Consider the following 25,125-nt stretch of genomic DNA (forward strand, 5'->3'; position numbering starts at 1 on the left):
CCGCGCGCGTATGCCAGACGGAGCCTGAATCAAGCCCAAAAATTCAGCAATGCGAAGACCATCGTTTTCAGGGAGCGTTGTGGCGAATAACGGAGAATTTACATTCCCGATGCGATGGCGCCCTGGCGCTGCTGCACACCATAAGAAAGTAAAGGTGTACCCCCATGAAGAATTCGCTGATTGCTCTGGCCCTGGCCGCTGCCCTGCCGTTCACCGCTTCGGCTGCTGAGAACCTGTCGTACAACTACGCTGAAGCCGACTACGCCAAGACCGACGTCGATGGCATCAAGGCTGACGGCTGGGGCGTCAAGGGTTCCTACGGCTTCCTGCCGAACTTCCACGCGTTCGGTGAATACAGCCGTCAGGAAGTCGACCACACCAACATCAAGGTTGACCAGTGGAAGGTCGGTGCCGGCTACAACGTCGAAATCGCCCCGTCGACCGACTTCGTTGCCCGCGTTGCCTACCAGAAGTTCGATCGCAAGCACGGCCTGGACTTCAACGGCTACAGCGCTGAAGCCGGTATCCGCACCGCCTTCGGTGTCCACGCCGAGGTCTACGGCATGGTCGGCTACGAAGACTACGCCAAGAAGCACGGCGTCGACATCGACGGCCAGTGGTACGGCCGCCTGGGTGGTCAGGTCAAGCTGAACCAGAACTGGGGCCTGAATGGCGAGCTGAAGATGAACCGCCACGGCGACAAGGAATACACCGTCGGCCCGCGTTTCAGCTGGTAATAGCTTCCTCGGCGCGCCTGCGCGCTGAAGATGCCTCGACAGGCCCGGCTCATGCCGGGCCTGTTGCGTTGTGACGACCCGAAACCGCAGCTGAGCATGTTCCGGGGCCGCTGCTGCGTTGCAATAAATTGGATTCCGCTGCTCCCGGGGCGGCCCTACGGTGGGCACTTCGTATCGTCGGATCCATGTGATGCCGCCTGCCGTTCCCGCTCTGCCCCTCGATCGGCCCCGCCGCCTGGCAATGCTGGCGCCGCATCCCGTGCTGCGCCTGGGGGTGGAGGTGGTGCTTTGCCAGCACGGTGGCGTGCAGGTCTGTGGCAGCTTCACCCGCGAAGATGATCTGCTCGATCTGCTGCAGCGCCAGCCGGATGGCATCGACCTGTTGCTGATCGACCTGTTGGCGCCGTGCGGACCCGAACAGGGCCTGGCCCTGTTGCGGCTGTTGTCGCGGCGCTGGCCGCTGCTGCCGGTGCTGGTGCTGTCTGCGCACTGCAATGCCAGCACGGTGACCATGGCGATGCAGGCCGGCGCGCGCGGCTTTCTGTCCAAGGGGACCACGCCGGAGATGCTGCGGCGCGCAGTTGACGTACTGGCGCGTGGCGGTCGCTTCGTGCCCCCGGAGTTGCGCACGCAGTTGAGCCGATCGCGCATGCGGCGCACACCGGCGCCGGTGCTCACGCCCTTGAGCCGACGCGAGCGCGAGGTGCTGCGGCTGGTCCTGCAGGGCTGCACCACCGGGGAGGTGGCGCGGCGCTTCGGGCGCACGGCCAGTACGGTCAGCACGCAGAAGCGGACCGCCTACGAGAAGCTGGGCATCCACAGCGATGGTGAGCTGTTCCGCATCCGGCACCTGCTCGAATGCGGATGAGCGGGCTTACTCGCCCTGGTACTGCTTTTCTTCGACCAAGGCCGAACCGGCCACGCGGTTGATCTCGTTCTTCACCTGCACGCGCTCGCCATTGGTGCCATAGACACCGCGTGCCAGCTGGATGAAGGCATCGTCGAACACCTGGGCCGCTTCCTTGTCGCGCAGCTGGTCCTGGATGTCCCACATGCGCTCGTTGATCACTTTCAGCTGCTGCTTCAGCGCGGCCAGTGCCGGTTGTGCGTGCAGCAGCTGCTGCAGCAACGGCAGCAGGCCGTCCAGCTCGGTGCGGACGTTGGCCAGCTTGGCGGCATCGTCGATGCGCTCGGCCTTGATCTCGAGAATGGTGATCTTGTCGATCAGCTCGCCGATCGATACCGGAGTCAGGATGGCGTCCACGCGGTTGGTTCCTGGAAACAGGGCGCCATGATACCGCGCTGCTGGCATTGGCCGCAGTCCACGGGATTTACGCCGAATTTGCGCCACGGGCCCGGCAGCACCCTCGATCCGTTACGGCCCTCGCCTCGACACTGCGTTCCCGGCGGCGTGACCGCCTTCGACGAGGAACACAGTGCAGTGAACAGCAAGGGGATGATGGCGGCGCTGGTGGCCGCCCTGGCAGGGCTGCTCGGGATCGGCAGCGCGCAGGCACAGGTGCAGGTCAGTGGCAGTGCGGCGTTGACCAGTGACTACGTATGGCGCGGCAGCTCGCAGAGCGACGGCGACCCGGCGGTGCAGGCCGGCGCGAAGGTCTCGATCCCAGCGGGCTGGTACGCCAGCGTGTGGGGGTCCAACGTTTCGTTCAAGCCGGACAATGGCGCGCGCAGCGAGTTCGACCTGGTGGCGGGCTGGTCCGGCGCACTGGCACCGGACTGGAGCCTGGATGCCAACCTGACCCGTTACGTGTACCCGGGCACCGGCCGCGCGCTGGACTGGACCGAGCTCAACACCACGGTGACCTGGAAGCAGCGCGCCTGGCTGCAGGTCGCCCATTCCAACGATGCGTTGGCCGGTGGCCATCGCGGTACCTATGCCCAGCTGGGTGTGCGTGTGCCGTTGCACGAACGCCTCCGCCTGGAAGCAGCGGTGGGCCAGTACTGGCTGGCCACCGCCCAGGGCCCGGACTACCTGCATGGGCAGCTCAGTGCCATCGCCTCGCTGACCCCGGCATGGGAACTGCGCGCCACCGTGCATGACACGGACAACGCAGCCAAGCGCCTGTTCCCCGGCAACGCCGGTGGGCGATGGGAGCTAGCGCTGCAGGGCAGCTTCTAGTCGGCCAGCGACGCCTGGCGCGCGCGCAGCGCGCCGGGCAGCCACAGCAGCAGGGCCAGCGCAGCCACGGCAGCGCCGGCCACGCAGACGCCCGTCCAGCCGAAGCGCTGGTAGACCTGCGCAGACAGCAGCGAACCCAGCGAACCGCCGATGAAATAGCCGGTCATGTAGCCGGCATTGAGGCGGTTGCGTGCCGCCGGTTGCAGTGCGTAGATCAGGTTCTGGTTACTGACGTGCAACAGCTGTGCGGCCAGGTCCAGCACCACCACGCCCACCAGCAGCGCCAGCAGCGAGTGTGCCGACAGCCCCAACGGCAGCCACGACAGCAGCAACAGCAGCAGTGCAATGGCGGTGGCACGCCCGGTCTGGCCACGGTCGGACATGCGGCCAGCCAGGCCGGCCGCCAGCGTGCCGGCTGCGCCGACCAGCCCGAACAGGCCGATGGTGGCGTCGCTGTAGGCATACGGCGGCTGTGCCAGCAGGAACGCGAGCGGGGTCCAGAAGATCGCGAACATGGCGAAGCTGCAGGCGCCCAGCAGCGTGCGCTGGCGCAGCACCGGTTCCTGCACGAACAGCACGCCGATCGAGCGCAGCAATGCGAAATAGCCCAAGCCGGCGCTGTGGTGGAATCGCGGCAGACCGCGCTGCAATGCCAGTGCGGTCAGCACCAGGGTGGCAGCGGCGATCGCATACACCAGGCGCCAGTCGCCCAGGCTGGAAAGCAGGCCGGCCACGGTGCGCGCCAGCAGGATGCCCAGCAGCAGGCCACTCATCAGCGTGCCGACCACGCGACCGCGATGTTCCGGTGCGGCCAGCGTAGCGGCGAACGGCACCAGCACCTGGGCGACCACCGAGAACAGGCCGGTGATGGCGGTGCCCACCAGCAACCAGGTCAGTGACGGTGCGCAGGCACTGATCACCAGTCCGCCGGCCGACAGCAGGCTCATCACCACGATCAGGCGGCGGCGTTCGAACAGGTCACCCAGCGGCACCAGCAGGATCAAGCCGGCGGCATAGCTCAGCTGCGCGGCGGTAACGACCATGCCGACCTGGCCGAACGGCACACCGAAGGCGTCGGCGATGGTGTGCAGCAGTGGCTGCGCATAGTAGTTGCTGGCCACGGCCACGCCGGTAGCCACCGACATCAGCAGCACCTGCCAGCGGTGCAAAGGGGGGAGGGACGGGCTCACGCGGTGTTCCAGGAAGCGGGGGGCACAGTGTCCACCTGCTGCGGCCATGATGGAAATGAATCATCATCATCCTTGCCATCTGTAAACGAGATAGTCGGATGAATCTCAAGCAGCTCGAATTTGCCGTTGCCCTGGCCGAGGAGGGCAAATTCACCCGCGCAGCCGAACGCTGCCATGTGGTGCAGTCCGCGTTGAGCCACCAGATTGCCTACCTGGAGCAGGAACTGGGCACGCCGCTGTTCGAGCGCCTGCCGCGGCAGGTGCGGGCGACGGCAGCGGGTGAGGCGCTGCTGGTGCACGCACGCCAGGTGCTGGTCAGCCTGCGCCACCTGCGCGCCGACGTGGCCGCGGTCAGTGGCGAGGTGCGCGGCCTGCTGGCGATCGGGCAGATCTCCTCGCTGACCGATATCGATGTGGTGGCGATGCTGGCCGCGTTCCAGCAGGCGCACCCGCAGGTGGAATTCCAGTTGCGGGTGGACAAGAGCGAGGACCTGATCGCGCAGGTGCAGTCGCGTGACCTGGATGTTGCACTTGTGGGGTTGGCGCCCTCGGCCGGCCTGGACGGGGTCTGCCACCAGATGCTGCAGGAAGAAGACCTGGTGGCGGTGCTGGCCCCCTCGCATCGGCTGGCTAGGCGCAAGCGGCTGCCATTGACCGAATTGCAGGACGAGGCGCTGGTCGACTTCCCGCGCGGCACCGGTGCGCGGCGTCAGACCGACGATGCTTTCGTCGCCGCTGGCCTGCCGCACACGGTGCGTTTCGAGGTCAACCTGATGGAACTGGTGGAGCGCTTCGGCCGCCATGGTCTGGCGGTTGGCATCGTGCCGGCGCTGATCGCCGAAGGCTTCCAGGGCGTGGTGCGGATTCCGCTGCAGCCAACCCCGACCCGCCGCGTGCACCTGGTCTGGCAGCGGCTGCCGACACCGGCGGCGCGGGCGTTCGTCGAGGCCGTGCTCAGCCGCGCAGGCGCAGGCTCAGGCCCTTGAGGAAGTTGCGCAGCATCTGGTCCAGGCAACGCCGGTAATTGGTGTGCCCGGGCTGGCGGAACAGCGCACCGACTTCCGACTTGGAGACGTTGAAACCGGCGCTGGCGAAGATCTCCATCAGATCGACGTCGCGCAGCTGGAACGCCACGCGCAGCTTCTTCAGCACCAGGTTGTTGTCGATGCGGGTTTCCACCGCGCGCTGCGGCTGGCTCTCGTCGCGACCGCGCAGGTGCACGATCAGGCCATCGAGGAAGTGCGCCAGCGCGCTGTCGCTCATCGCTTCGAAGCCGGCTTCGTCCTCGCGGCGCAGCCAGGCCTTCACCTGTTCGGGATCCACGGCGAAGGCCGGGTCGGCCATCTGGCACAGGGTCACCACGTGGTGGTCGCCCAGGTCCAGGGAATAGCGCACGCTGCGCAGGACATCGTTGTTGATCATGGCCCATTGTACCGGCCCCTGGTGTGTCACCGGAGTGTCATCGAACTGCAGCATCGTGGGCACTCGTTCGCTGAGACCCTTGCATGCGCCGGTATCTGTTTTCCGCACTGCTGCTCGCCAGCAGCTTCGCTGCCTTCGCCCAGGACCGTTTCGTACCCGTCGAGCGGCGCCTGAGTGCATCCCAACTGGCCGAGGTCGGGCTCAGTCCAGCGCAGTTGCAGGCGCTGAACCGGGTACTGCGCGAGGCAGAGCGCGCGGCCACCGGGCCGACGGCAGCGGTGGCCCCCGCCGCTGCGCCGCTGCCTGCCAATGTGCCGGCACCGGCAGCAATGCATCTGGGCCTGGAAGAAGGACCGGTCAATGCACGCGTGGTCGGAGAGGTCGCAGGCTGGCAGCCCGGCACGCTGTTCACCCTTGATAACGGCCAGCAATGGCAGGTGATGAAGGGGCAGATGAAGCTGCGCAAGGTGCTGCAGTCGCCGCAGATCGCCGTTGTTCCAGGAATTGCCGGGCGCTGGTTCCTGCAGGTCGACGAAGACCTGCCCAAGGCCCGGGTATTCCGCGTGCGCTGAGCCGCGCACGCCTCGGGCGTGGTCAGCCGGCATCGACAACGCAAGGGCGGGCCGACGGTGCCAGAATGGGCGTCCGGTTTTTCCCCCTGGAGTTGCCTGATGACCCGCACTGTCCTGATTACCGGCGCCACGTCCGGCTTCGGCGCCGCCGCCGTCCACCGCTTCGCCCAGGCCGGCTGGAAAGTGATCGCCACCGGCCGCCGTGGCGAACGCCTGCAGCCGCTGGTCGATCGCTACGGCAAGGACGTGGTGCATGCCGCCGCCTTCGACATCCGCGATCCGGTTGCGATGGAAGCGGCGCTGCTGGCACTGCCGCCCGCCTTTGGCGAGATCGATCTGCTGGTCAACAACGCCGGTCTGGCGCAGGGCACCGCGCCGGCACAGACCGCCAAGTTGTCGGACTGGACCACGATGATCGACACCAACATCACCGCGCTGGTGACCCTGACCCACCGCCTGCTGCCGCAGCTGGTGGAGCGCAAGGGCGCGATCATCAACATCTCGTCGGTGGCCGGCGTCTACCCGTACCCGGGTGGCAACGCCTACGGTGGCACCAAGGCTTTCGTCAGCCAGTTCTCGCTGGGCCTGCGTTCGGACCTGCACGGCACCGGCGTGCGCGTGACCACGATCGAGCCAGGCATGGCCGAAACCGAGTTCACCGTGGTGCGTACCCACGGCGACCAGGCGGCGTCGGACAAGCTCTACAACGGCGCCAACCCGATGACCGCCGAAGACATCGCCGAACAGATCTTCTGGGTGGCCAGCCTGCCGCCGCACCTGAACATCAATCGCCTGGAACTGATGCCGGTCAGCCAGTCCTTCGCCGGTTTCCAGGTCGCCCGCGAAGGCTGACCAGTGCCGTGCGTCCTGTAGAGCCGAGCCCACGCTCGGCTTCGTCTGGATTCAGCTGAGCATGGCTCGGCTCTACAGAAACAAAAAAGCCGGGCATTGCCCGGCTTTTTTCCATTCAGACCCGATGGTTCACTGCGCCTTGATCGCCATCGCCTGCAGGCCGGTGCCATCCAGCTTCTGCTTGGCTTCGGACAGTTCACCGGCGCTGCCATACGGCCCCATGCGCACGCGGTACACGGTCTTGCCGTTGATCTGTGCTGACTCCACGCGCGCCGCAAGTCCCATCATCGCCAGCTTGGCCTTGGTTGCTTCGGCATCGCCGGAGGCGCCGAAGGCGCCTGCCTGCAGGATATAGCGGGCGTTGTCGGCGGCCGCCGGTGCGGCAGTGGCCGGGGTACCCGCCGTTGCCGTTGCGGTTTCCGCGCGCGCTGCCGGCGTGGCGGCGGCGGTGCTGGTCGAGGCCGTGCTGGCCGGCGGCGTTGCCGCAGCCGGACGTTCACTCAGCGGTGCCGGCAGCGGACGGCTGGTGGCGGTCACCTGCGCGGTGCTGGACACGCTGGCGGTGGCCGCCGGTGCCGGTGCGGTCGTGGTCGCCGGCGGAACCGGCTTGCCTTCCAGTGCCGCCTGCGCGCGCTGCGCTTCGGCCTTGGCCCGGCGCTGGTCTTCGGCACGCGCGCTGGCGGCCAGTTCGGCGTCGGACATCTCGACTTCCTTGCCCGGCAGCAGGGTGTAGAAATCGTACTGGGTGGCGGCCGGCTTTTCCGGTTCGGCCTGCTTCGGCGCAGCCGGCTGCGCGGCCGGCTGGGTACCGACATCGCTGTCGGCATCGGCGACCGGGGCCGGCTGCGCGTTCGGGTTCGGCTGCGGACCGGCGCGCAGGAAGCCATCGCCCTCGCCCTTGAACAGGTTCGGCGCCGCCAGGAACACCACGGCCGCGATCGCTACACCGGCCACCAGCCACACCCATCCGGGGGTGCCCTGGCTGCCGCTGTTGCGTCGTGCCTGGCTTTTGCCGCGTCGTGCTGCCATGTGTACTGCGTCTCCTGATGCTTACATTTTTTCCGGGGCGCTGACGCCCAGGAGTTCGAGGCCATTGGCCAGTACCTGGCGCGCCGCACAGGCCAGGGTCAGTTTGGCGTTGCGATCGGCGGCATCTTCCACCAGCACCGGCGTCCCGTGATACCACGTGTGGAACGCATGCGCCAATTCACGCAGGTACTGCGCCACCAGATGCGGTTCCAGCGCCACGCCGGCCGCTTCCACCACTTCCGGATAGCGCGAGATCTCGTTCATCAGCAGCAGCGAGGCGTCGTCGGCCAGGCGGCCGAGGTTGGCCAGGCCGTTGCCCTGGTCGTACACCAGGCCCTTCTCCTGCGCCTGGCGCAGCAGGCTGCAGACGCGGGCATGCGCGTACTGCACGTAGAACACCGGGTTGTCGTTGCTCTGCTGGCGGGCCAGGTCGATGTCGAAGGTCAGCTGCGAATCGGGCTTGCGCGCGATCAGGAACCAGCGGGTGGCATCGCGGCCGGCTTCCTCGATCAGGTCGCGCAGGGTGAAGTAGCTGCCGGCACGCTTGGACAGCTTCACTTCCTCGCCGCCACGCATGACGGTGACCATCTGGTGCAGCACGTATTCCGGCCACCCCTGCGGGATGCCCACTTCCATCGCCTGCAGGCCGGCGCGCACGCGGGCCAGCGAGCCGTGGTGGTCGGCGCCCAGCTCGGTGATCGCGCGCTCGTAGCCGCGCTGCCACTTGGACAGGTGGTAGGCCACGTCGGGCACGAAGTAGGTGAAGGTGCCGTCGGACTTGCGCATCACGCGGTCCTTGTCGTCACCGAAGTCGGTGCTGCGCAGCCAGAGCGCGCCACCTTCTTCATAGGTATGACCCGACGCCTGCAGCTTGGCCACCGCTTCGGCTACCTTGCCGTCGGCGTACAGCGAGCTTTCCAGGAAATAGATGTCGAAGTCGACGCCGAACGCGGCCAGGTCCAGGTTCTGCTCGTTGCGCAGGTAGGCCACGGCGAAGCGGCGGATCGCCTGCATGTCGTCCGGGTCCTTGGCGCCGACCACGGTGCTGCCTTCCAGGTCGACGCTGGCGCCGGCCATGTAGGCGCGTGCGACGTCGGCGATGTACTCACCGCGGTAGCCACCTTCCGGCCAGCCGTCCTGGTCCGGCGCGATGCCCTTGATCCGTGCCTGGGTGGACAGCGCCAGGTTCTCGATCTGCACGCCGGCGTCGTTGTAGTAGAACTCACGCTTGGCGTTCCAGCCGTTGGCATCGAGCACGCGCGCCACGCAGTCGCCGATCGCCGCCGCGCGGCCATGGCCGACATGCAGCGGGCCGGTCGGGTTGGCCGACACGTACTCCACGCCCACCGTGCGGCCATTGCCGGACAGGTTGCGGCCGTAGTCGTGGGCTTCCTTGATGACCGACGCGGCTTCGCGCTGGTACGCGGCCGGGGCCAGGTGGAAGTTGATGAAGCCGGGGCCGGCGATCTCGACCTTGCTCACGTCCTCGCTGCGCGGCAGCGCCTCGACCAGCGCCTGCGCCAGTGCGCGCGGATTGCTGCGCGCGGCCTTGGCCAGCAGCATCGCGGCGTTGGTGGCGAAGTCGCCGTGGTCGCGGGTCTTCGGGCGCTCGACCACGAAGTCCGGCGGCAGGGAGTCGGCGGGCAGGGTGCCATTGGCGCGCAAGGCTTCGATGCCTTGGCTGATCAGGGCGCGGAGGAGATTTTTCACGAGGCCTGCTGTGAGAATGAGCGGCGGAATCGCCCATTTTAGCGCAGATACCCGCGCCCACGCTGACCAGAACATGCCTGTGGGGGCGACCGATGGCGCCTGAAGGGCCGCGCTCAGCCGAACAGCCGCGGCTGGGGCGGGGATAGCAGGCCCCGTTCAGCAAATGAAACGGGACGGCCCTCGCCGACCACGAAGTGGTCCAGCAGGCGCACGTCCACCATCGCCAGCGCCTGCTGCAGTTCGTCGGTGATGCGGGTATCGGCGCTGGAGGGTTCCGGGTCGCCGGAAGGGTGGTTGTGGCTGAGGATCACCGCCGCCGCGTTGTGCAGCAGGGCGCGCCGCACCACTTCGCGGGGGTAGACCGGTGCGGCGTTGATGGTGCCGTGGAACAGCTCTTCACAGGCGATCAGGCGGTGGCGGTTGTCCAGGAACAGGGCCATGAAGACCTCGCGGGCCTGGCCACGCAGCCGGTGCTGCAGGTAGCGGCCGACCGCCGCCGGATTGTTGCCAACCGCCTCGCCGTGCTCCAGCTCGGCCGCCAGGTAGCGATGGGCCAGTTCCAGCCCGGCAGCAAGCGTGCAACTGCGTGCCGGGCCGAGCCCGGGCAGGCGGGCGAGCTCGGCGGCGGGGCGGTCGAGCAGTACCCTCAACGGGCCGTGCGCCTGCAGCAGGTCGCGCGCGGTCTGCACGGCATCGCGGCCACCGAACCCGGAGCCGAGAAACAGGGCCAGCAGTTCGGCGTCGGAAAGTGCCGTGGGCCCGCGCGCGATCAGCTTCTCGCGGGGGCGTTCCTGTTCGGGCCAGTCATGGATGGGCATGGCCCATCATCGCCAGACCTTGCGGTGGCTCCCATCGGGGCATGCCGCGGACTGGGGTCGGAGGTTGCCTCAGCCGCGCCGGGTCTGCAGGTAGTCGAACAGTTCCTGGTTGTTCTGCAGGCCCAGCTTGCGCTTGGCTTCGGCCTTCTGCCGGCTGATGGTCTTCGGGCTGCGCCCGCAGCGCTCGGCGACTTCGTTCACGCTGAGGCCGGCTGCCAGCAGCTCCAGCACTTGCTGTTCGCGTGCCGACAACGGCGCCGGCTGACGCGGAAACAGCAGGTCGCGCGCCTGCAGGTGGTGGCGCAGCTGTTGGGAGACGAATACCTGCCCGGCCAGCGCGGCGTTCAGCGCGTGGGGCAGTTCGGCGAAATCGGCGCACTTGTCGACCAGGCCACTGATACCCTCCCGCAGCAGGCTGTCCAGCAGGCCGGGATGGCGGGCGCCGGTCAGCACCACCACCGGCAGGCCAGGGCGGCGCATGCGCAGCGCGTCGATCAGCTCCGGACCGTCCGGACCGGCACCCGGCATCGACAGGTCGGTCAGCACCGCATCGCAGTCGTGGTGATCCACCAGCTCCAGCAGCTGGGCGCCGTCGCGCGCACTGCCGACGATGTCCATCAGGTAGGTCTGCAGCACGATACGGATGCCATGCAGGACCACGGGATGGTCGTCGGCGATGATGATGCGCGGATGCACGCGGCTCCTCGAAGGTCGAACAGGCCACGGCGGGCGGCAGCCAATGCCTGATTCTGCAAAAGCGCAGACCCTTAGAGGTATAGGAAAGGTCCGAAACTGGTACCGGGTGAATCCCGGGTCAACGGAGACGGACTCCATCTGCTGATAGCCGCCCGCTATGTGCGCCCTGCACCGGGACATTACCGACCATCGGGTAAGCTAGCGCCCTCGTTTGCACAGGAATTCCAGGTGGCTGACTCCCCCAACGCTTCCCCCGCGCCGGCCCGCGCGCCGGAAGGTCAGAAACTGCTGTTGTGCGTCGGAGGCGGGATCGCGGCCTACAAGGCCCTGGAACTGGTGCGGCGCCTGCGCGACGCCGGTGCCCAGGTGCAGGTGGCGATGACCGCCGGAGCACAGCAGTTCGTCACTCCGCTCAGTTTCCAGGCCCTGTCCGGGCAGCCCACCCGCACCACGCTGTGGGACAGCGCCGCCGAACAGGCCATGGGCCACATCGAGCTGGCCCGCTGGGCCGACCGCATCGTGGTCGCCCCGGGTACCGCCGATCTGCTGGCCCGGCTGGCCCAGGGCCACGCCGATGATCTGGTCAGCACCCTGTGCCTGGCCAGTACCGCGCCGCTGACGATCTGCCCGGCGATGAACCACCGCATGTGGCTTCATCCGGCCACCCAGGCCAACATCGCCCTGCTGCGCCAGCGCGGCGCGCAGGTGGTCGGCCCGGTCGACGGTCCGCTGGCCGAAGGCGAATCCGGTCCCGGCCGTCTGGCCGAACCGGGCGACATCGTTGCCGCGCTGGCTGCCAATGGCAGTGCTGCAGCGGCGGTTGTCGCACCGGAAACCCGCGCGCTGCAGGGCCTTCGCCTGCTGATCAGCGCTGGCCCGACCTATGAAGACATCGATCCGGTGCGCTACGTCGGCAACCGCAGCAGCGGCAAGATGGGCTTTGCCCTGGCCGCGGCCGCCGCGACGATGGGCGCCCAGGTGGTGCTGGTCAGCGGTCCGGTACAGCTGCCGACGCCAGCCGGCGTGCAGCGCGTGGACGTGCGCTCGGCCGCGCAGATGCGCGATGCCGTGCTGAAGTCGTTGCCGGCCGACATCTATATCGGTGCCGCCGCGGTGTCCGACTACACGCCACGCCAGGTCGCGCCGCAGAAGCTGAAGAAGACCGCCGACAGCCAGTCGCTGGTGATCGAGCTGGTGCGCACGCCGGACATCCTCGCCGAAGTCGCTGCACAGACGCAGTCGCTGAAGCTGGTGGTCGGCTTCGCCGCCGAGACCCACGACGTGGAGAAATATGCGCGTGGCAAGCTGGTCGACAAGCGCCTGGACCTGGTGATCGCCAACCAGGTCGGCATCAGTGGCGGCGGTTTCGAGAGCGACAACAATGCCGCCACGGCCTTCTGGCAGGACGGTGAACAGGTATTCCCGGCCACCTCCAAGCGCGAGCTGGCCGAACAACTGCTGGCGCTGATCGCGCGGAGACTCCAGGCATGACCCAGGCTTTCACTTCCCAACCGCTGCAGGTCAAGCTGCTTGATCCGCGTTTCGGCGACAGCTGGCCGCTGCCCGCCTACGCCACCGAAGCCAGCGCCGGCATGGACCTGCGCGCGGCGCTGGATACCGCGCTGACCCTGCAGCCGGGCGACACCGCGCTGGTGCCCAGCGGCCTGGCCATCCATATCGCTGATCCGCACCTTTGCGCGGTGATCCTGCCGCGTTCCGGGCTGGGCCACCGCCACGGCATCGTGCTCGGCAACGGCACCGGCCTGATCGACGCCGATTACCAGGGCCCGTTGCTGATCAGCGTCTGGAACCGTGGCCGCGAGGCCTTCACCATCGAGCCGGGCGATCGCATCGCGCAGCTGGTGGTCGTGCCGATTGCCCGCGTCAGCCTGCAGGTGGTGGATACTTTCACCGACAGCGTGCGGGGAACGGGTGGATTCGGCCATACCGGGGTGCGTTGACGGGGGACATCGATGAGCGGCATCGGGGAAGGGCAGCGGGAACGGTCGTTGGGACGCAGTGCGCCACTACTGGGGGTGCTGCTGGTCCTGCTGGCCGGCTGGTTCGGATGGAGCGCGGTGCAGCAATGGCGGCAGGAGGCCAACGGCCAGGCGCTGGAAGAAGCGCGTGACCAGGCCGTGCAGGGCTTGCAGGAGGCGGCAGCCGGCCAGCTGAAGCAGCTGCAGCAGCAGTTGAAGAACGAACGCGTGCAGCAGGCACTGCAGGCCGGTGACGCCGCGGCAGCGGCGCTGGCCGTGCGCGAGAGCTGGACCGGCGTGGAGCAGGCTGACGTGCTGACCGCCGATCTGGCCACGGCCTATGCCGACCCGGCCACCTTCGGCTACGCACGCCTGGCCCTGCTGGAACAAGCGCTGGCCGAGGGCAAGCCTGGCCTGCGCGTGGTGCGCGATGCAGGTGGCAATCGCCTGGGTCTGGCGGCTCCGGTGCAGCTGGGCAGCCTTGGCCCGGCAGTGCTCTACGTGCGCCAGCCATTGCTGCGGCTGACCTCGCCGCTGGACCAGGTGAGCGCCCCGTCCACCGGCTTCCTCGGCCTGCGCCAAGGCACGCATGACCTCGTTGCCCAGGGCGACGCCGGCCTGGCCGAGAGCGCCGAAGCGCTGGCGCGCCCGGTTCCGGGCACGCCGTTGCGGCTGGTGGCCGCCGTACCGAATGTCGAAGCGGGTCCACTGGGCCTGGGTTCGCTGGCCAGTGCCATCGTCGCGCTGCTGCTGGCGTTCATCGCCGTGCTGCTGGTCGTGGGTCGCGGCCGGCTGCCGAAGTCGCTGCCGTTGCCGCGCCGTGCGGCCGTGGCGGAAGCGGATCATGGCCCGACCCTGAGCGAGAGCCTGCAGATGGCGCCGCCACCGGTGGCCGCCGCCAGCGCCGCGGACACTGCGCCGCCGCCGCCACCGGTCCCTGCCGGGGAACTGGCCGCCGGCATCTTCCGCGCCTACGACATCCGTGGCGTGGTCGGCAGCGAACTGACGCCGAAGACCGCCGCGCTGATCGGCCAGGCCATCGGTACCGTGGCGCTGGAACAGGGCCTGCGCGAGGTGGTGATCGGCCGTGATGGCCGCCTGTCCGGCCCGGAACTGGCTGCGGGATTGGCCGAGGGCCTGCGTCGCACCGGTTGCGCGGTGATCGACATCGGCCTGGCACCGACGCCGGTCGTCTATTACGCCGCCTTCCACCTGCGTACCGGCACCTGCGTGGCGGTCACCGGCAGTCATAACCCGCCCGAGTACAACGGCTTCAAGGTGGTCATCGGCGGCGAGACGCTGTCAGGCGATGCCATCACCGATCTCTACCAGCGCATCGTCGAGGGGCGCCTGGCGCAGGCGGCCGAGCCGGGCGATTACCAGCAGCGCGATGTCAGTGCCGACTACATCCAGCGCATCGCCGACGACGTGCAGCTGGACCGCCCGTTGAAGGTCGTGGCCGATGCCGGCAACGGCGTCGCCGGTGCGCTTGCACCACAGCTGCTGGAAGCCATCGGCGCCGAAGTCATCCCGCTGTACTGCGATGTCGACGGTACCTTCCCCAACCATCATCCCGACCCGAGCGAGCCGGCCAACCTGGAAGACCTGGTGCAGACGGTCAAGCGCTTCGGCGCCGACCTCGGCGTCGCCTTCGATGGCGACGGAGACCGGTTGGGCGTGGTCACCGGCGAAGGCAGGATCATCTATGCCGACCGCCTGCTGATGCTGTTCGCCGCCGACGTGCTGATGCGCAACCCCGGCGCGATGGTGATCTACGACGTGAAGTGCACCGGCAAGCTGTCCGACCACGTGCTGCGCAATGGTGGCAGCCCGTTGATGTGGAAGACCGGGCACTCGCTGATGAAGGCGAAGATGCGCGAGACCGATGCCGAGCTGGCCGGCGAGATGAGCGGCCACTTCTTCTTCAAGGAGCGCTGGTTCGGTTTCGACGATGGCCTGTATGCCGCCGCGCGACTGCTGGAGATCCTGGCGCAGCGCGAGGAAACCCCGGACGAGGTGCTGGCCGAGCTGCCGGAGATGGTGGCCACGCCGGAACTGAAGGTGCCGGTGGCCGAAGGCACGCCTCATGCGCTGGTGGCGATGCTGGTGGCGGCGGCACAGTCGCCGGACAACCCGTATGTGGGCGGCCGCCTGTCGACCATCGACGGCCTGCGCGTGGACTTCCCCGATGGCTGGGGCCTGGTGCGTGCTTCCAATACTACGCCGGTGCTGGTGCTGCGCTTCGAGGGCAACGACGAGGCGGCACTGGAACGCATCCAGGCGTTGTTCCGCAGCCAGCTGCAGCCGGTGCTGGGCGACACTCCGCTGGGGTTCTGACCCCTTTGGAAGCTGCAGCAGAATGGGTAGTGCCGGCCGCTGGCCGGCAAGCCCATGAACCTCACACACCCTGCAGTTGCCGGCCAGCGGCCGGCACTACCCCTTGAAACGCAAGCCCACGCCCGGCTCGGTGAACAGGTAGCGCGAATCCAGCGCTGAATCGCCCAGCTTGTGCCGTAGCTTGCCGACCAGGATGCGCAGGTAGTGGGTGTCGTGCTGGTGGGTCGGGCCCCAGATTTCCTGGAGGATCTGCGGCTGGGTCACCACCCGCCCGGCATTGCGCAGCAGCAGCGACAGCAGTGCGTACTCCTTGCGGGTCAGCGCCACCGGCTCGCCATCCAGCGCCACTTCGCGGCGTACGAGATCCACATGCAGATGGCCATCGTCGAACACCGGTGGCGTGCCGTCGCTGGGCACGCTGCGTGTGCGCAGCAGCGCCCGCACCCGCGCCATCAGCTCCTGGGTGCCGAACGGCTTGGTCACGTAGTCATTGGCGCCGGTATCCAGTGCGCGCACCTTTTCGGCTTCACCCGCACGCACGGTCAGCATGATCACCGGCACCTGGCTCCATTGCCGCAGTTGCTCCAGCACCTCATGGCCTTCCATGTCCGGCAGGCCGATGTCCAGGATCACCAGGTCCATGTCCTCGCTGGCCGCCAGCTGCAGGCCTTCCTGGCCGGTGGCCGCCTGCCGCACCTGGTAGCCCTGCGCGCGCAGGCTGATGTCCAGGAACCGGCGGATCTGGGTTTCATCATCGATCACCAGCACGCGCGGGGCCGGCGCGCTGGCGTCAATTGGAGTCGGGCTCATCGTGGGAGGCTGGCTTGAGCAGGGGCAGGGTGATGCGGATCAGGGTACCGCGACCGTCGCGTCCGGGCAGCGCCTGCACGCTGCCGCCATGCGCACCGACCATGCCCTGGCAGATGGTGAGGCCCAGGCCGGTGCCGTGGCGGCCACGGTCGCCGCGCTCGACGCTGTAGAACATGTCGAAGATGCGCGCGCGCTCGTCATCGGGAATGCCGGGGCCGGCATCGATCACATCGATGCGCAGCTGTCCGTCCAGTTCGCGCGCCTGCACCTGCACGGCGGCATCGGGTGGCGAGAACTTGGCCGCGTTTTCCATCACGTTGAACACCGCCTGTTCAACCAGCGCCGGGTGTACCCAGATCGGCGCGAGCGTGGCCGGAATATCCAGCTCCAGCCGCACCTTGGGCTGGTAGCGCTGCAGGCGTCGCGCCGCCGAGCCGATCAGCTCGTCCACGCCGATCCAGTCGCGGTTGATCTTCAACCCTTCGTGGCCGAGCCGGGTCATGTCCAGCAGGTTCTGGATGTAGCGGTCCAGCCGCTCGCCTTCGACCAGGATGGTGTCCAGCAGGGCACGGCGATCAGCCGTATCCATCGCCGCACCGTAGCTGGCCAGGCTGTCGGCCGAACCGATCATCGCCGCCAGCGGCGAGCGCAGGTCGTGTGACACCGAAGAGAGCAGGGCCGAGCGCAGCCGCTCGGTCTCGTTGCTGACGTGGGCCTGCTCCAGTTCGGCCACCAGCCGCGTGCGCAGCGCGGCCTGGGCGATGTCGTCGACCATCGCCTCGGCCAGCTGCCGCTGCTCGGGCAGCAGGCGCGCCTGTGCGCCGGGCAGGTAAAGGCCCGCCACGCCGATGGCGCGGTCTTCGCCATCCAGCAGCGGCAGGAACCACCATTGCGCACCGGCCAGGGTGTCGGTGAAGCGCCCGCTCGGCTGGCCGTGGCGCAGTGCCCAATCGGCGGCGGCCAAGTCGGTATCGCCCGGCTGGCTGCGGCCACCGGTTGCGGTATCGGCGCCGATCCGTAGCCACGCTGGAACGTCCATGGCCTGTTCCAGTGCATGCCGACCCGCCTGCGCCACCTCGCCGTTGCCGGCCGCGCTGGCCAGCTGCCGTCCCAGCTGCTGGCGCGCACGCGCATGTCGATTCGCCGCACGCAGCGCGATCACCTGCATGCGCAGGCGCGAGGCCAGGCGTCCGGCCACCAGCGCGGCGGCCAGGAACAGGAACACGGTGATCACGCCCTGGCGCGCGCCGATGGCGAAGGTGAAGCGCGGCGCGATGAACAGGAAGTTGTATGCGAGGAAGCACAGGATCGCCGCCATCACCGCCACGCTGGCGCGCGTGCGTGCGGCCACCAGCACCACCGCCACGATGAACACCATCGACAGGTCGGCCATGCCGACCCAGCGTTCGGCCAGCCATGCCACCGCGCAGGCCAGCGCGGTGGCGATCAGCGCCTGCACCGGTTCGTAGCTGATGCCGCGCATCGGCGGCAGCAGGCCCTCGCGGCGCGAACGCGCACGTGCCTGCGGGGTGCTGATGATGGTGATCTCGTAATGCGCGCCGCGCTGGATCAGCTGCTGGGTCAGGGTGCGGTTGAACATCCGCGCCAGTGGACGTTCGCGGGTCCGGCCGAGCACCAGGGTCGACACGCCGTTGTGCGCGGCATGGTCGAGCAGGGCATCGGCGATGCTCGATCCATGCAGCAGTTCGGCGTCGCCGCCGAGGCGCCGTGCCAATGCGAAGGCCGCATCGATCTCGCGCCGGGTCGCCTCGTCCTGGCGTCGGCCCTGCACGGTCACCACCGTCCACGGCGCATCGCGGCGTTCGGCGATGCGCCGCGCCACCCGCACCAGGTATTCGCTCTGACCGCCGCCATCAATGGCCACCAGCACGCCACGACGCAGTGGCAGGTTGCTCTCGCCGCGCGCGGCGCGCGCTTCACGCAGGCTGCTGTCGACGCGGTCGGCGGCCTCCTGCATGGCCAGCTCGCGCAGTGCGGTGAGGTTGGCCGGCGAGAAGAACGCCTGCAGCGCCTGCGCGGCCTGTTCGGGCACATAGACCTTGCCCTGCTGCAGGCGCGCGATCAGCTCGCGCGGCGGCAGGTCGACCAGCACGATGTCATGCAGGCGGTCGAGCACGCCATCCGGCACGGTCTCGCTCACGCGTACGCCGGTGATGCGCATCACCACGTCATTGAGGCTTTCCAGATGCTGGATGTTGACCGTGGTCCAGACGTCGATGCCGGCGTCCAGCAGCTCCATCACATCCTGCCAGCGCCGCTCGTGGCGGCTGCCGGGTGCATTGCGATGGGCCAGTTCGTCCACCAGCACCAACGCCGGATGCCGTGCGAGCACGGCATCCAGGTCCATCTCCTGCAGGGCATGGCCGTGGTAGGCCACGTCCTTCAGCGGCAGCTGCGGCAGGCCCTCCAGCAGCGCCTGGGTATCGGCACGGCCATGGGTTTCCACCAACCCGACCACCAGGTCGACGCCGCGACGCAGCTGTTCCTGCGCGCGGGTCAGCATGGCGTAGGTCTTGCCCACGCCCGGCGCCGCGCCGAGGAACACGGTCAGCTTGCCGCCGGCTTCGCGTTGCAGGCCTTCGACCAGGGCATCGGCCTGGCGGGTACGCGCATCAGTCATGGGTGCCATTGTGCGCGCAGCCGGTGCCGGCCGGCATCACGGCGCCTTGGCCGCGTGGTCCAGCGCGAAGTTCAGCGTCACCACGTTCACCCGCGGCTGGCCGAACAGGCCCCACTGGCGACCTTCGGTATGCGCCTGCACCAGTGCCTGCACGCGTTCCACCGGCAGGCCACGGGCACGCGCCACGCGGGCTACCTGCAGCTGCGCCGCCGCCGGCGACAGCTGCGGATCCAGGCCGCCGGCGGACTGGGTGACCAGGTCCGCCGGCACCTGCGCGGGGGCGACGCCTTCGCGTGCGGCCACCGCCGCGGTGCTGGCGGCAACACGCTCGGCCAGCGCCGGGTTGCTGCGCGCCATGTTGGAACCGGCTGCCGCCATCGGGTCGTAGTTGGCCGCCGACGGACGTGCCTGGAAGTAGCCGTCACCGGCGAACGGCTGCGACAGCCATGCCGAGCCGCGCACCTGGCCGCTGCCATCGCGCAGCAGGCTGCCCTGGGCCTGGGTCGGGTAGGCCAGGCCGGCGAAGCCGGTGGCGATGCCGGCGTAGACCGCACCGGCCAGCAGCAGGGTGGCCAGGCCCAGGCCGATCGCCGGGCGCCAGCTGGCGCCGTCCTGCAGGCTGGCCACCCGGGCCTCGGCCTTCGGTTCGCGGGACAGGGAAGTGGAGGTGGAAGCAGAACGGTTCATGCGCCGAATACCAGGACAAGAAGGAGGTCGATCGCCTTGATCGCTGCGAACGGCAGCAGCACGCCGCCGAGGCCGTACACCAGCATGTTCCGGCGCAGCAGCGCCGTTGCGGTGGCCGGGCGGAAGCGCACGCCACGCAGGGCGAGCGGGATCAGGGCGGGAATCACCAGGGCGTTGAAGATCAGCGCCGCCAGCACCGCGTTGCGCGGGCTCGACAGCTGCATCACGTTCAGTGCGGCCATGGTCGGAACGGCCGCGGCGAACAGCGCCGGCAGGATCGCGAAGTACTTGGAGACGTCGTTGGCCAGCGAGAAGGTGGTCAGCGCGCCGCGGGTGATCAGCTGCTGCTTGCCTACTTCCACCACTGCCAGCAGCTTGGCCGGGTCCGAATCGAGGTCGACCATGTTGCCGGCCTCCTTCGCCGCCTGCGTACCGGAGTTCATCGCCAGGCCGATGTCGGCCTGGGCCAGTGCCGGGGCGTCGTTGGTACCGTCACCGACCATCGCCACCAGACGGCCACCGGCCTGCTCCTGGCGGATGCGCGCCAGCTTGTCTTCCGGTCGCGCCTCGGCGATGTAGTCGTCGACACCGGCTTCGGCAGCGATCGCAGCGGCGGTCAGCGGATTGTCGCCGGTGATCATCACCGTGCGGATGCCCATCGCCCGCAGCTGCGCGAACTTCTCGCGCATGCCGTGCTTGACCACGTCCGACAGTTCGATCACGCCCAGCACGTGGCGGCCCTCGGCCACCACCAGAGGGGTGGCACCGTTGCGTGCGACCTGCTCGACACGCCCGGCCAGTTCAGCCGGCACACTGCCACCCAGTGCCTGCACGTGGGCACGGATCGCATCGGCGGCACCCTTACGGATCTGCCGCCCATGTTCCAGATCGACGCCGGACATGCGGGTCTGCGCACTGAAGGCCAGGTAGTCGGCATGGTCCGGCTCGGCGGTGGCGCAGCCCTGTTCGCGCGCCAGGCGCACGATCGACTTGCCTTCCGGGGTCGGGTCGGCCAGCGAGGACAGCAGTGCCGCCTCGCGCAGCTGGCTGGCGTCGATGCCGGCCAGCGGATGGAAGTGGCTGGCCTGGCGGTCGCCGTAGGTGATGGTGCCGGTCTTGTCCAGCAGCAGCACGTCCACGTCTCCCGCGACTTCCACCGCCTTGCCCGACTTGGCCAGCACGTTGGCGGCCAACGCGCGGTTCATGCCGGCGATGCCGATGGCCGGCAGCAGGCCGCCGATGGTGGTCGGGATCAGGCAGACCAGAAGCGCGATCAGCAGCAGCGGGTCAACCTGCACGCCTACCGCTGCGCCAATGGCCGGCAGCGTCGCCACCACCACCAGGAAGGTCAGCGTCATCGCCGCCAGCAGCAGGGTCAGTGCGATCTCGTTCGGCGTCTTCTGCCGGTTGGCGCCTTCCACCAGCGCGATCATCCGGTCCAGGAAGCTGTGGCCCGGCTCGGCGGTCACCCGCACGATGATCTGGTCGGACAGCACCTTGGTCCCGCCGATCACACCGGAACGGTCGGTACCGGCCTCGCGCAGCACCGGTGCCGATTCGCCGGTCACCGCTGCTTCGTTGATGGTGGCCAGGCCCTGCACGATCTCGCCATCGGCCGGTACCAGCTCACCCGCACTGACGATCACATGGTCGCCCGGGCGCAGCTCGGCGGCTGGCAGCTGGGTTTCCGCGGCATCCGGCTGCGGTGCGGCCAGGCGGCGCGCCACCAGGTCCTGGCGGGCGCGGCGCAGCGATGCGGCCTGGCCACGGCCACGTGCTTCGGCCACGGCTTCGGCGAAATTGCCGAACAGCACGGTCACCAGCAGGATCGCGGTCACCGCCAGGCCAAAGCCCAGCGGCGCATTGCCGGTCAGAGTGACGATCGCGGCCACGATCGTGCCGGCCATCACCACCGCCATCACCGGGCTGCGCACCAGATGCATCGGCGACAGCTTGCGCACTGCCTCGACCAGTGCGCGGCGCAGGCCTGCGCCATCCAGCAGGGCAGGGCGCGGTGCAAGGGAACTACGGGTTGAACTTGCGTGGGTACTCATTGCGGTGTCCTCAGTGCAGTCCCAGGCTCAGGTGGTCGGCGATCGGGCCGAGTACCAGCGCCGGCATGAACTGCAGCACGGTCAGGATGACGATCACCGAGACCAGGGTCAGGGCGAAGGTCGGCGTTTCGATCTGCAGGCTGCCGGCAGACTCCGGCGCCTGGCGCTTGGCAGCCAGCTGTGCGGCCACCACCAGCGGGATGATCAGCAGCGGGAAGCGGCCCAGCAGCAGCACCAGCGAGCAGCTCAGGTTCCACCACAGCGTCGCGTCACCCAGCCCTTCGAAGCCCGAACCGTTGTTGGCATAGGCCGAGACGTACTCGTAGAACACCTGGCTGATGCCATGGAAGCCGGGATTGGAGGTGCCCGCCAGGCCGGGTACGGCCAGGGTGATCGCGGTGAACACCAGCAGGGTGATCGGCTGCAGCAGCACCAGCAGGGCCAGCAGGCGTACCTGTGGCGTCTCCAGCTTGCGGCCGAACAGTTCCGGCGTACGCCCGGTCATCAAACCGGCCAGGAACACGCCCAGCAGGAGGTACACGATGAACTGCTGCAGGCCGCAGCCGATGCCGCCCCAGATCGCGCTGACCAGCATGTTGACCATCGCGATGCCGCCACTGAGCGGCGCCAGCGAATCGTGCATGCCGTTGACCGAGCCGTTGGAGACCTGGGTGGTCACCGCCGCCCACAGCGCAGTGCCGTCGGCGCCGAAGCGCACTTCCTTGCCTTCCATCAGCAGCGGGGTGGCGGCGCTGGCGCTATGCCCTTCGCTCCACATCATCGCGCCGGTGGACAGCAGCGACATGCCCAGCATGCAGCTGAACACCAGCGCGCCGAAGCGGCGCCGGCCGGTGAACGCACCGATCATGAAGATCACCGCCATCGGCACAAGCAGGATGCCGACGATCTCCAGCGCGTTCGACAGCGGGGTCGGGTTCTCCAGCGGGAAACTGCTGTTCGGGCCGTACCAGCCGCCACCGTTGGCGCCCAGCTGCTTGGCCGCGACCATTGCCGCTACCGGGCCCAACGGCAGCTTCTGTTCGGCCATGCCGGCGCTGGCATCGATCGGCGTGGCCTGTGGGCCACCGGCCATCGTCGACGGCACGCCCTGGCTGGTCAGCACCAGCGTCCACACCAGGCACAGCGGCAGCAGGAAGCGCACGCACAGGCGCACCACGTCCACGTAGTAGTTGCCCACCGCCACCTGGCGGTCATCGCCGGCCCCGGTGGTCGCCGCAGCCTGCGGCGCACGCGAGAACAACGCGCGCAGCGTCGCCACCGCCAGCGCCAGGCCCATCATCGGCGTCACCACCTGCAGGCCGGTGATGCCGGTCATCTGCGAGAAGTAGGACAGCTGCGCCTGGCCCGAATAGTGCTGCTGGTTGGTGTTGGTCAGGAACGAGATCATCGTGTGCAGCGCGGTGTCCCAGCGCATGTTCGGGATCTGGTCCGGGTTCAACGGCAACCAGGCCTGGGTCATGAACACCGCCTGGGTCAGCACCGCGACCACCACGTTGCTCAGCACGAAGGCCAGCACATAGCCGCGCCAGGACATGGCGCGCGATGGATCGACGCCAAGCACCTTGTACAGCGGCTTCTCGATCCAGTGGAACAGCACGTCGACCTTCATCGGCGTGCCGCGCATCACGCGCGCCAGGTACAGGCCCAGCGGCCACGCCAGCAGCAGGCTGGCGGCAATAATCACAAGCATCTCAGTCATGGCCGGCTCCGCTCAGAACGACTCGGGCCGCAGCACGACATAAAGGAGATAGGCGGCGGCAACCAGCACCAGCACGCCACACAACAACGACAGCCAGGGGGACATTGCAATAGCGTCCTGGTGGAACCCCTCCACCTCAGGCCGCCATCGTCGTCCTACCCCCCATAAACGCACTACGCGCCGGACCGGGCCGACGCGTAAAGAGTGCATAAATTCCGTGGGCCAACCCGTAACCAGGCCCGGGGTAGCGCCGGGCCATGCCCGGCGGAGGCAGCGCCGTCAGCCCGCCGGAGCGTCCGCCGGCACCAGCCCCTTCAGCTCGCGATAGCGCTGCAGGGTGCTGTCGATCTCGGCCTTCAACGCCTGCTGCTGCTGCACCAGCCCGGCCTGCAGGCGCTGCTGCGCCTGCAGCTGCGCATGCCGCTTGCGGATCGCCTCGGCCTGCTTGTCGGCCACCTTGGCGCCGGCCAGCTCGCGGTCTCCCGCCGCCGACAGCAGCGCCACCAGCGACTCACGCAGGCTGGTGACGTTGTACTCGGCGGTCTTCAGGTTGTTGTCCAGCACTTCCTGGCGCTCGGCAAACACCCGGCGCAGGTCGGCCTCGCTGCCGTAGGTGGACAACATGGCCTGCTCGGTGCGCTGGCGGGTCTGCTCGGCCATCAGGTCCAGCTGTTGCTGCTGCGCAGCGGTGCTGGCAGCGGCACGCTCCTCGTCGGTCAACGCGCGCTGGACCTGCGCATTGCGCAGGCCCGTGCTCGCATTGAATTCCTCGCGGGCATGGTTGACCGCGTCGGCCGGCAGCGAATCACTGCAGATCCGCTCCTTGCCCTCGTTCCAGCAGTACAGCTTCTTTTCCGCCTTGCCGCTGTCGCGCGACTGCGCCGGTACGGTGAACGGCACGACCAGCAGCAGGCCGGCGAAGAGGACAGCAGGAACTCGGGACATGACCTTTCCCCTGGGTCGGTCAGCGGATCGAACGAACGCCGTACTGGGCCCGATAGGCTTCCAGCGGCTGCCGGTAACCCACAAGTTCCGGGTTGCCGGAGGCGAAATCAAGCAGATCGGCCAGCGATGCCACGGCGATCACCGGGATACCGGCTTCTTCGGCCACCGACTGCGCGGCAGAACGGCGGTCGGTCTCCGAAGCGATCTCCTGGCGGTCCAGCGCCACCACGATGCCGGCCGGGGTGCCACCGGCGGCGCGGATGATGCCCAGCGCTTCGCGGATCGCGGTACCCGCGGTGATCACGTCGTCGACGATCAGCACGCGCTTGCCCTGCATGTCGGCGCCGATCAGCTGGCCACCCTCGCCATGGTCCTTGGCTTCCTTGCGGTTGAACGACAGCGGCAGGTCGCGGCCACGCTGGGCCAGCTCACAGGCCATCGCGGTGGCCAGCGGGATGCCCTTGTAGGCCGGGCCGAACACCACGTCGTACTTGATCCCGCTGGCATCGATGGCATCGGCATAGCACGCGCCGAGCTGGGACAGCAGCGAGCCGGAGTCGAAGCGCCCGGCGTTGAAGAAATAGGGGCTCAGCCGGCCGGACTTGAGGGTGAACTGGCCGAAGCGAAGGGCGTCGGCGGTCAGGGCCAACTGCAGGAAACGGTGGCGGTGGTCGCTCATCAAAACTCGATTCATCTTCATTTGGAGCACAAATCCTAATCCAGCTGGGCGTTTCGCGCTCGTCCGGCCCCGTGTGAAGGCGCTGGCGGGCCCACCCGGCGGACTGC

24 protein-coding genes are annotated in these 25,125 nt (G+C 68.4%); 9 read left to right on the top strand and 15 right to left on the bottom strand.

Annotated elements, in window-relative coordinates:
• The first annotated feature begins 164 nt into the window (after nt 1-164).
• Nucleotides 165-737 carry an OmpO family porin gene (locus AC5P99_RS10150; RefSeq protein ID WP_495213118.1) on the top strand — a complete coding sequence of 191 codons (573 nt, stop codon included), beginning with the start codon at nt 165-167 and terminating at the stop codon, nt 735-737.
• 190 nt (nt 738-927) lie between these two features.
• Complete coding sequence (locus AC5P99_RS10155; protein WP_049449526.1) at nt 928-1,605, top strand: response regulator transcription factor; 678 nt, start codon at nt 928-930, stop codon at nt 1,603-1,605.
• A gap of 6 nt (nt 1,606-1,611) precedes the next feature.
• Here the strand turns inward: AC5P99_RS10155 and AC5P99_RS10160 are convergent, their stop codons facing one another.
• Complete coding sequence (locus tag AC5P99_RS10160) at nt 1,612-2,049, bottom strand: DUF6165 family protein (RefSeq protein ID WP_043035177.1); 438 nt, start codon at nt 2,047-2,049, stop codon at nt 1,612-1,614.
• A gap of 129 nt (nt 2,050-2,178) precedes the next feature.
• Here AC5P99_RS10160 and AC5P99_RS10165 point away from each other — a divergent pair, with 129 nt between their 5' ends.
• Entirely contained in the window at nt 2,179-2,877 is a 699-nt protein-coding gene (locus AC5P99_RS10165) for a TorF family putative porin (RefSeq protein ID WP_032967099.1), read from the top strand.
• On the opposite strand, the gene AC5P99_RS10170 is transcribed toward AC5P99_RS10165, so the two are convergent.
• Nucleotides 2,874-4,022 (bottom strand): MFS transporter, encoded by a 1,149-nt coding sequence (locus tag AC5P99_RS10170; protein ID WP_219625406.1) that lies wholly within the window; start codon nt 4,020-4,022, stop codon nt 2,874-2,876. The genes AC5P99_RS10165 and AC5P99_RS10170 overlap by 4 nt on opposite strands.
• 143 nt (nt 4,023-4,165) lie before the next feature.
• On the opposite strand from AC5P99_RS10170, the gene AC5P99_RS10175 reads away from it, so the two are divergent.
• Nucleotides 4,166-5,053 (top strand): LysR substrate-binding domain-containing protein, encoded by an 888-nt coding sequence (locus AC5P99_RS10175; RefSeq protein WP_495213119.1) that lies wholly within the window; start codon nt 4,166-4,168, stop codon nt 5,051-5,053.
• Here the strand turns inward: AC5P99_RS10175 and AC5P99_RS10180 are convergent.
• Nucleotides 5,022-5,489, bottom strand: coding sequence for a YehS family protein (locus AC5P99_RS10180; RefSeq protein WP_005411992.1), 468 nt, complete (start codon nt 5,487-5,489; stop codon nt 5,022-5,024). The genes AC5P99_RS10175 and AC5P99_RS10180 overlap by 32 nt on opposite strands.
• Before the next feature lie 83 nt (nt 5,490-5,572).
• Between AC5P99_RS10180 and AC5P99_RS10185 the strand changes: the two genes are divergently transcribed.
• Both AC5P99_RS10185 and AC5P99_RS10190 read left to right on the top strand, forming a co-directional pair.
• Nucleotides 5,573-6,061, top strand: a complete 489-nt coding sequence (locus AC5P99_RS10185; protein ID WP_005407755.1) for a hypothetical protein — start codon at nt 5,573-5,575, stop codon at nt 6,059-6,061.
• A 99-nt stretch (nt 6,062-6,160) separates the two neighbouring features.
• Nucleotides 6,161-6,913, top strand: a complete 753-nt coding sequence (locus AC5P99_RS10190) for an SDR family NAD(P)-dependent oxidoreductase (RefSeq protein WP_049449531.1) — start codon at nt 6,161-6,163, stop codon at nt 6,911-6,913.
• 129 nt (nt 6,914-7,042) lie between these two features.
• Here the strand turns inward: AC5P99_RS10190 and AC5P99_RS10195 are convergent, their stop codons facing one another.
• The 4 genes from AC5P99_RS10195 to AC5P99_RS10210 all read right to left on the bottom strand — a co-directional run bounded on the left by AC5P99_RS10195 (nt 7,043) and on the right by AC5P99_RS10210 (nt 11,166).
• The gene (locus AC5P99_RS10195) at nt 7,043-7,942 is read right to left on the bottom strand and encodes an SPOR domain-containing protein (RefSeq protein WP_088436379.1); all 900 of its coding nucleotides are present in this window, start codon (nt 7,940-7,942) and stop codon (nt 7,043-7,045) included.
• Between the two features lie 21 nt (nt 7,943-7,963).
• Nucleotides 7,964-9,652 carry an arginine--tRNA ligase gene (gene argS, locus AC5P99_RS10200; protein WP_088436380.1) on the bottom strand — a complete coding sequence of 563 codons (1,689 nt, stop codon included), beginning with the start codon at nt 9,650-9,652 and terminating at the stop codon, nt 7,964-7,966.
• Between the two features lie 113 nt (nt 9,653-9,765).
• Nucleotides 9,766-10,470: a RadC family protein gene (gene radC / locus AC5P99_RS10205; RefSeq protein ID WP_005407759.1), complete on the bottom strand. Its 705-nt coding sequence runs from the start codon at nt 10,468-10,470 to the stop codon at nt 9,766-9,768.
• Between the two features lie 69 nt (nt 10,471-10,539).
• Complete coding sequence (locus AC5P99_RS10210) at nt 10,540-11,166, bottom strand: response regulator (protein ID WP_049449535.1); 627 nt, start codon at nt 11,164-11,166, stop codon at nt 10,540-10,542.
• Nucleotides 11,167-11,394: 228 nt separating this feature from the next.
• Here AC5P99_RS10210 and coaBC point away from each other — a divergent pair, with 228 nt between their 5' ends.
• The 3 genes from coaBC to AC5P99_RS10225 all read left to right on the top strand — a co-directional run bounded on the left by coaBC (nt 11,395) and on the right by AC5P99_RS10225 (nt 15,482).
• Complete coding sequence (gene coaBC / locus AC5P99_RS10215) at nt 11,395-12,657, top strand: bifunctional phosphopantothenoylcysteine decarboxylase/phosphopantothenate--cysteine ligase CoaBC (protein ID WP_495213120.1); 1,263 nt, start codon at nt 11,395-11,397, stop codon at nt 12,655-12,657.
• A complete protein-coding gene (gene dut, locus AC5P99_RS10220) occupies nt 12,654-13,127 on the top strand; it encodes a dUTP diphosphatase (RefSeq protein WP_005411999.1) in 474 nt (157 codons plus the stop codon). The genes coaBC and dut overlap by 4 nt, the downstream gene beginning before the upstream one ends.
• Before the next feature lie 75 nt (nt 13,128-13,202).
• Nucleotides 13,203-15,482 carry a phosphomannomutase/phosphoglucomutase gene (locus tag AC5P99_RS10225; protein WP_024956364.1) on the top strand — a complete coding sequence of 760 codons (2,280 nt, stop codon included), beginning with the start codon at nt 13,203-13,205 and terminating at the stop codon, nt 15,480-15,482.
• A 96-nt stretch (nt 15,483-15,578) separates the two neighbouring features.
• On the opposite strand, the gene AC5P99_RS10230 is transcribed toward AC5P99_RS10225, so the two are convergent.
• From AC5P99_RS10230 to pyrE, 8 genes are all read right to left on the bottom strand, one after another.
• Complete coding sequence (locus AC5P99_RS10230; RefSeq protein WP_005412001.1) at nt 15,579-16,292, bottom strand: response regulator transcription factor; 714 nt, start codon at nt 16,290-16,292, stop codon at nt 15,579-15,581.
• A complete protein-coding gene (locus AC5P99_RS10235) occupies nt 16,273-18,933 on the bottom strand; it encodes an ATP-binding protein (RefSeq protein ID WP_049449540.1) in 2,661 nt (886 codons plus the stop codon). The genes AC5P99_RS10230 and AC5P99_RS10235 overlap by 20 nt, the downstream gene beginning before the upstream one ends.
• A gap of 36 nt (nt 18,934-18,969) precedes the next feature.
• On the bottom strand, nt 18,970-19,620 hold the full coding sequence (gene kdpC, locus AC5P99_RS10240; RefSeq protein ID WP_049449542.1) for a potassium-transporting ATPase subunit KdpC: 651 nt from the start codon (nt 19,618-19,620) through the stop codon (nt 18,970-18,972).
• Nucleotides 19,617-21,674 carry a potassium-transporting ATPase subunit KdpB gene (gene kdpB / locus AC5P99_RS10245; RefSeq protein WP_049449545.1) on the bottom strand — a complete coding sequence of 686 codons (2,058 nt, stop codon included), beginning with the start codon at nt 21,672-21,674 and terminating at the stop codon, nt 19,617-19,619. Before kdpB ends, kdpC begins: the two co-directional genes overlap by 4 nt.
• A gap of 10 nt (nt 21,675-21,684) precedes the next feature.
• On the bottom strand, nt 21,685-23,394 hold the full coding sequence (gene kdpA, locus AC5P99_RS10250; protein WP_033835003.1) for a potassium-transporting ATPase subunit KdpA: 1,710 nt from the start codon (nt 23,392-23,394) through the stop codon (nt 21,685-21,687).
• Nucleotides 23,395-23,406: 12 nt separating this feature from the next.
• The gene (locus AC5P99_RS10255; RefSeq protein WP_005407770.1) at nt 23,407-23,499 is read right to left on the bottom strand and encodes a potassium-transporting ATPase subunit F; all 93 of its coding nucleotides are present in this window, start codon (nt 23,497-23,499) and stop codon (nt 23,407-23,409) included.
• Between the two features lie 174 nt (nt 23,500-23,673).
• Nucleotides 23,674-24,339, bottom strand: coding sequence for a hypothetical protein (locus tag AC5P99_RS10260; RefSeq protein ID WP_005407771.1), 666 nt, complete (start codon nt 24,337-24,339; stop codon nt 23,674-23,676).
• Nucleotides 24,340-24,358: 19 nt separating this feature from the next.
• The gene (gene pyrE / locus AC5P99_RS10265) at nt 24,359-25,018 is read right to left on the bottom strand and encodes an orotate phosphoribosyltransferase (protein ID WP_005407772.1); all 660 of its coding nucleotides are present in this window, start codon (nt 25,016-25,018) and stop codon (nt 24,359-24,361) included.
• Nucleotides 25,019-25,125 lie beyond the last annotated feature (107 nt).

Source organism: Stenotrophomonas sp. YJH_SMC_80, assembly GCF_059372495.1.